1 protein-coding gene is annotated in these 503 nt (G+C 68.0%); it reads right to left on the reverse strand.

Going from position 1 to position 503, the window contains the following annotated elements:
* The coding region (locus ABD353_RS40320; protein ID WP_344628659.1) for a right-handed parallel beta-helix repeat-containing protein at positions 1 to 503 on the reverse strand (503 nt) is incomplete at both ends.

Consider the following 503-nt stretch of genomic DNA (forward strand, 5'->3'; position numbering starts at 1 on the left):
AGCTGCGGGCCGCTCCAGCTGCCACCGATGGCCGGGTCGGCGACGAAGTCGTGGGCGCCCTGGCCGGTCCCGTCGGTCAGGGCGAGCTGGGTGAGGTAGCGCTCCTCGCCCCAGTAGTACGCGGTGCCCGCGCCGTTGACCGGCTTGATCACGTTGTAGTCGATGGTGGTGCCGTAGGTCGAGTTCTGCACCACCCGGATACCGGTGGTGGGTGCGAACGGGGAGCACGCCTCGTTGGACCAGTGGTCGCCGGTGTCGATCACGGTGTTCTTGATCGTGGCCCCACGGGAGTCACCGGTCAGCGAGATGCCCTCGTTGCAGCTGCTGTTCACGTCCGTGTTGACCACGACGGTGCCCGGCGACTCGTACGCCTCCAGCGAGTTGATCTCGCTGCCGGTCACGGTGGTGTTCCTGGTGCCGCCGTTGAGCACCAGGCTGCCCAGCAGCGAACGGGGGAAGGTGATCTGCTCGGACGCGTTGGGCAGCAGGATGGCGGGGGTGGG

Source organism: Kitasatospora arboriphila (genome assembly GCF_039528095.1).
In the GTDB taxonomy this organism is placed as follows: domain Bacteria; phylum Actinomycetota; class Actinomycetes; order Streptomycetales; family Streptomycetaceae; genus Kitasatospora; species Kitasatospora arboriphila.